At 42.6% G+C, this 5,852-nt stretch carries 4 protein-coding genes; all 4 read right to left on the reverse strand.

Going from position 1 to position 5,852, the window contains the following annotated elements; all coding sequences use genetic code 11:
* Nucleotides 1–151 precede the first annotated feature (151 nt).
* Nucleotides 152–1,348, reverse strand: coding sequence for a hypothetical protein (locus L4C33_RS18950; protein WP_428813969.1), 1,197 nt, complete (start codon nucleotides 1,346–1,348; stop codon nucleotides 152–154).
* Between the two features lie 8 nt (nucleotides 1,349–1,356).
* Entirely contained in the window at nucleotides 1,357–2,106 is a 750-nt protein-coding gene (locus L4C33_RS18955) for an outer membrane lipoprotein-sorting protein (protein WP_428813972.1), read from the reverse strand.
* Nucleotides 2,107–2,225: 119 nt separating this feature from the next.
* Nucleotides 2,226–4,631 carry an efflux RND transporter permease subunit gene (locus L4C33_RS18960; protein ID WP_428813970.1) on the reverse strand — a complete coding sequence of 802 codons (2,406 nt, stop codon included), beginning with the start codon at nucleotides 4,629–4,631 and terminating at the stop codon, nucleotides 2,226–2,228.
* Between the two features lie 183 nt (nucleotides 4,632–4,814).
* Nucleotides 4,815–5,600, reverse strand: a complete 786-nt coding sequence (locus tag L4C33_RS18965; protein ID WP_428813971.1) for a TetR/AcrR family transcriptional regulator — start codon at nucleotides 5,598–5,600, stop codon at nucleotides 4,815–4,817.
* Nucleotides 5,601–5,852: the final 252 nt, after the last annotated feature.

Here is a 5,852-nt window from a genome sequence, read left to right on the forward strand (position 1 = left end):
TTATCGCAACTTATAAAATAATAACCATATTACATGTAAGCCTAATAAACTATGAGGAGCAATGAGTAAAAGACGATCTTGATCGTGATAAACCTTTAGAAAATAACAAAAAAGGAGAACCCTTCAACAAGAGCCCTCCCTAAATGAAACATTAGAAATAATATTCTAACGCTAACTCGACAAAATCATCTTTCCTTGCAAAATAGAGTAAATCGTCAGGGGTCTCATTTTCGAACAACCACCCATTCAGCCGCCATTTAAGGTTGTTGTTTATCCGGCTAGAAGCTTCGAGTTTTGCGCTATACACATCGCTATTATCTAGGTCTTGTGTGATGCCAGCTAATACTTCAGTGCCATCTTCATCATTCAAAGCGAAGCGAGTTCCTAAAAACACATCATTTTGACCTATCGTTTGGGCATTGTTTCCGCGGCTGTCATAAAGGTATTCCGCAATAAACCCGATATCCCAATAGGATTCCAATGCACCAACCCATGTATATTCAAACCCCGTTGCGACACCAGTATGGTTGTCGTAACTATCGCGGTAAATACTTTCTAGTTTCCACAGCCAATCACCGATAATGCCTTGAATATCTAACCCTACATGCTGCATTTGAGCGTAATAAGGCTGAAGTTGATTGCTCTCTAATCGATAGTATGGATCGCGATTAGTGCCGGATAAGTAACTTAAGCCAACGTCCCAATCGCCATACATTTGGCTATAACGTAACGCAACATCAACGTGGTGTTCTTCTTTAGATGATTCGTAAGTCGCATTATCAGAAACGGGAATGGTTGGCCTTAAACGGCCGTCTTCTCCTGAAAATGTACGCTCTCTAAAATAAGGGAGTAACATTGCATCTACAGTTCCCCAGTCTTTTATTGAGGTGAAGTGAACCATTGGTTGGCCAAGTTTAGATTCACCATCGACCGATTCAATGGCATCAGTTTGGTTTACGACGTCCACTAGGTGTGCCGATTCCGTAACCCCCCAAAACACCTTGCCAACGCCCGCGCGCAATTCATAATCATCCCAATAGGTAAGGTAAAGTGCTTCGCGTACGTCGCCATGTGTACGTTCATCGTCTTCACTGTCTAGACGATAAAATGGAGTAAACGTAAAGCTACCGTTTCCTTCTTCTTGCTCCCAATATAATTCAGGTTGTAACACTAGCGAGGTTTGAGCTTTCCCCTGCCCTTGCTGTCCATCACTGAAAAACTGTCGGTGTTCGACATTAGCTTGCCCGGCCAGTTCTACCGCCTGACAGTGCAACGACACTTGGGTTAAACCCAAGGTCATTGCTAACGTTAAAGACAGCTGTGTTCCAGTTGACACAATCCTTTTCATACTAATACCTACTTAGCTCGTTTCAGCGTGTTCTTCTGAAAGTCTTTGTCGTTAAGACCTGTCTGAAATGCCAATTCTGTTGTTGTTAACACCGTGCTTTTCCCTGTCTGATGGTTCTGCATTGCCATGGTATGTGCTCGCCAGTATTGGTTTAGGTATTGCTTATAAWCATTGAACGACAACGTTTTCAAAAGCGACCCTTTTCGGTCGTAAAACTCGACTTTCAAAGGTCGGTAATATTCTTGGTCAAGCCATACTTTTTGCTTGGTATAACCCGRATTTTTGTCGGTAGGGGTTTGTTCTAAAACAAACGTATCCACCCCTTCCAATTTGGCATCTTCCAGATAGTTGAACGTGTACTTCTCAAGCTCAAAAGAACTTAAGTCTTCGTATGCGAATTCACTTCCCATAAAAGGGCCAGACTTATTACGAGAAGAAATACGTTTCACGCGTTTTAATGCTGGAAGATATAGCCATTGGTCATCAGATTTGGTGATGTGCGAGTGGTTAAGAAAAGCCGTACCTTTTACATCCCTAGGCTCATCAAATATCGTCAGTCCTTTGTCGCCGTCATCATCAACTTCTAAGGATTTCAATCGCATTAAACGGGTGCTACTTTCACCTTGTTTGTTCCTTAAAAGCATTTCCATTGTCGCTACAGAGTCTCCCCAGCCCAGATCAACGTTCTTACGCTGCTCTGCGATTTCTCGCCCTTTTGTTTCATCAGCCAGCGCAGTTCCTGCAGAAAGTACAAGCATTAAACCTGCAGCTATCGCAGAGCTGAATAATGATTTCGTCATGTTTAATTGATTATTTTGCATATTGTTCTCCTTGAGCAGCCCGCCCATCAAGCCTTAACGTTCGGGCTGCATTATCCTTATTTGGCAGTAGCTGAAACTGGATGGTTAGATTTAGAGTCTGTGTTTGAAGCTGGTTGAGATTTAGTTTGATAGTGGGTTTTCTTATCAAAAATCATCAACAAACTTGGGAGCAGTACGAAGTCGACAACTAATGCGATGAAAATAACAATCGCGCTAAGCATTCCCATGTCTGAATTCAACCTAAAGCTCGACGTGGCAAGTACCGAGAACCCGGCAACAAGCACTACTGTGGTGATCCACAATGCCTGCCCTACGGTATGGAAGGCATAGCGAACAGCTTGTTCGGCTGATTGCCCTTCCATTCGTGCACGTTGATATTTACTTAAGAAATGCACCGCATCATCAACCACAATGCCCAAGGTAAGAGTCACAACAACAGATAACCCAAGATTGATTTCACCGGAGATCAACGCCCACAAACCAAAACCAATGATCGCTGGTGCAATGTTTGGCACTAGGCTGATCATACCCAATCGGCTTGAGCGAAGCGCAAAGATCATCAAACCAGAAATTAGGATCAAGGTGATTGGTAAAGTCGATAGCATGCTCGTCATGTTCGTTTCGCCAATGTGCGCAAACATCAATGACGGACTTGAAGCAACGACTTCATATTGTGGGGCGTTTTCAGCAAACCAAGCGTATATGCGCTCTTCCAATTCAACGAGTTCTACGCTGCCCAGGTTATCAACCGTCAACACCATTTTTATAGAAGATTTATCCACGTTAATTTGGTTGTTAAGGTCTAGCCCATAAGGCAGTGACATCTCGTAAAGCAGCAAATATTGAGCGGCTAACTCTCTGTCTAACGGCAATTGATAATAGTTCGGATCATCGCCATGCATGTTCTTGTTCAAGCGCATATATACGTCTGACAAGGTTGCAACGTGGTCGGTTTCTGGCTGTACACGCAGCCAATCACTGAAGTCACCAATAGCCTGTAAGAAAACCGGATCTGCAATGGCTTGAGATTCATTGGTTTTAACGGCGATACTGATGTTCGTCATACCGCTGATCGTTTTTTCCATGAAGTCAGCGGCTTGTCTGAATTCACTTGATTGATCAAAGTACTTCACTGATTCATCATTCACTTTATTCAGCGGTATCAAGGCTGCTGCGCCAACAATGACCAGAGTCGATATAGGCAATAACGCCTTACGGTTGGCAACGACAAAATCACCAAGTTTGTCCATAAACGTTACTGTATTCGACTCACTTTCTTGCACTTTCAGCGTTTTAACAGGAAGAAGTTTGAGTAGAGCTGGCAACATTGTCACTGACAAGAAGCACGCGATCATCACTCCTAGTGCTGAAAGGTTACCGAAATCTCTTAATACTGGAGAGTCAGACATATTCATCATCAAGAAGCCAATCGCAGTGGTCACCGAGGTAATCAAGATAGGCATTGCATTGAGCTTGATACTGTATTGAATGGCTTGTGCTTTCTCCATCCCGCGCTGCATGGCTTGTCTCATAGTCACAATCACGTGAACACAGTCTGCTACCGCAAGGGTTAGCACTAAGGTCGGGACGTTAACTGTTGCAGTGCTGAGGAACATCCCTGCCCACCCCGAAAGCCCCATAGTGGCAACAATTGAAGAGATGATGACAAGCAAAGTTGCAACAACACTAAAGAACGAACGCAGCATGAAGGTCAGAAAGACTAGAACGACGAGCAACATAAGTGGTACTAGGGTTGAGCTGTCTTCTTGAGCCGAGGTCATAAACGCGTTGTTCATCGCGATAATTCCGGCTTTATGAAACTCCACATCAGGGTACTGTACTTCATACTTCTCGATCATTGCATTGATCGCCGAGATCACTTCTTGTACTTCAGCGGTTTTATCTATTTCAGGCAACTGAACCGTCACATTGACTACCGTTACATCACCTAAAGCTGATACTAATGAGTTTCTAAGAAGAGGTTCATTCAGCGCGATATTCTTTACTTTTTGAATGCGCTGAGGTGTATGCGGATACTCCTCGTAAAGCAAATCTTCTACTAGAAGGTCGTCTTCAACCGCTTCTGTGTGCTGATAATTGGCTAATGAGTCGACACGGCTTGAATATGGGATCTGCCATGAATCGACCGTCATGTCTTGAATTAAGGTAAGGGTTTCAGGAGTGAAAACATCGCCATTATTCGGTGCTATAACAATCGCTAGATTGTCTGTTTTGGCGAAGGTGGTTTGGATCTCGTCAAACGCCATCAACTGCTTGTTGGTGCCTTCAAAGAAAATGTTGTAGTCGCCTCTGAAATAGAGGTTCTTTGCACCAAGTGCAGAAACAATTATTGTTGCTAATACCACTAGCAGAACGATAAACGAATGCTTAGTGGGTAATGAATGCCAGCTATTATCTAGCTTACGACTATCTAAAGCGGGCTTATGGCTGTCATGTTCCATCACAGTCTCCATTTGTGACGATTCGTCATATATGCTTCATAAAAAGTCAACCGAAGTTGACTGAAACATAATTCTTAGTCAAAAAGTCAAGATACCCCCTAAGAAATCGGGTTAGTCTCAATTTTGTGACGAATCGTCATTAATGGTTATTAATAAACCCACCAATGTGGGCTTAGATGGAAGCTAACGGCCTACTGACTCTAAGTAAGCGATTTCTTCACTGAACAGCTCTTGCTCAACACGACGCCAAGTTTTTCGGTAATCCCAATCACTTGATAAAGGTTGCCAATTTAAGCCGTCCAAAATCATATTTGCATTATGTAATACTGAATACGGATCTTGTAACCGTTTGATACAATGGCTATTTGATGCATTCTGTGACAAAGCATTTGAACCAAACGCTATTGACCAGTTTGCAAAAACAATCGCGTCTGAACCCACACCGGAAGAGAACTTTAGATCACCGCCTTTCACAGCTCGATTCACCAATTCATCAGCTTGAGCAATGACGAGTTCTTCCAATTGGTTCARCTCCGCGACACGTGCACTTGAAGCTTTTTCAAGAACCCATGGGCTTTTCGCCATAATTGCACAAGTAGACAATACCGGCTCCATTCGAGCATAAATTCGGTAAGCAACGTGCAACGCCACGATTTTCTCTCGGCTATTCCCTTCAAACTCCCCGGAGCGCTCAAACAAGATAGCTTCCGATTTAAGAGAATGAATACAAAGCGCTAAAACTACATCTTCTTTGCTACAAAAGTGATTGTATATAGTACCTTTCGAGTATGAACTTACTGACGTTAGCTTATCCATAGTCAAGTTCCCAAAGCCTTGCTCTCGAACCAACTCTTTAGCTAACAACATTAGCTCAACTTCTCTGTCTGCAATAGATTGCTGTTTTTTAGACAGCCCAGCTTTGCAGCCAAACATACTTTTTTTCTCACCTTTACAACTAAAACCAAACATAATTTTTCAGTCCGTATCCTAACCTAGTCAGTATTCCAACAATGCTCCTATATAATACTAACACGAATCATAAATTCATGTACTCAACCATTTTGTGACACTTCGTCATTTTTGACTTATCGTCATAATAGCTTATTTATTGATCATATCAAGGTGTTTTATAAATTAAATTCATACGACAAATATTAGCTAATCTACCTTACTCTATCGGGACAATTCAGCATGGGTTGTAGTTATAGAGCAAACCTTATC

The sequence above is a fragment of the Vibrio makurazakiensis genome, assembly GCF_050337375.1.
GTDB classification, from domain to species: domain Bacteria; phylum Pseudomonadota; class Gammaproteobacteria; order Enterobacterales; family Vibrionaceae; genus Vibrio; species Vibrio makurazakiensis.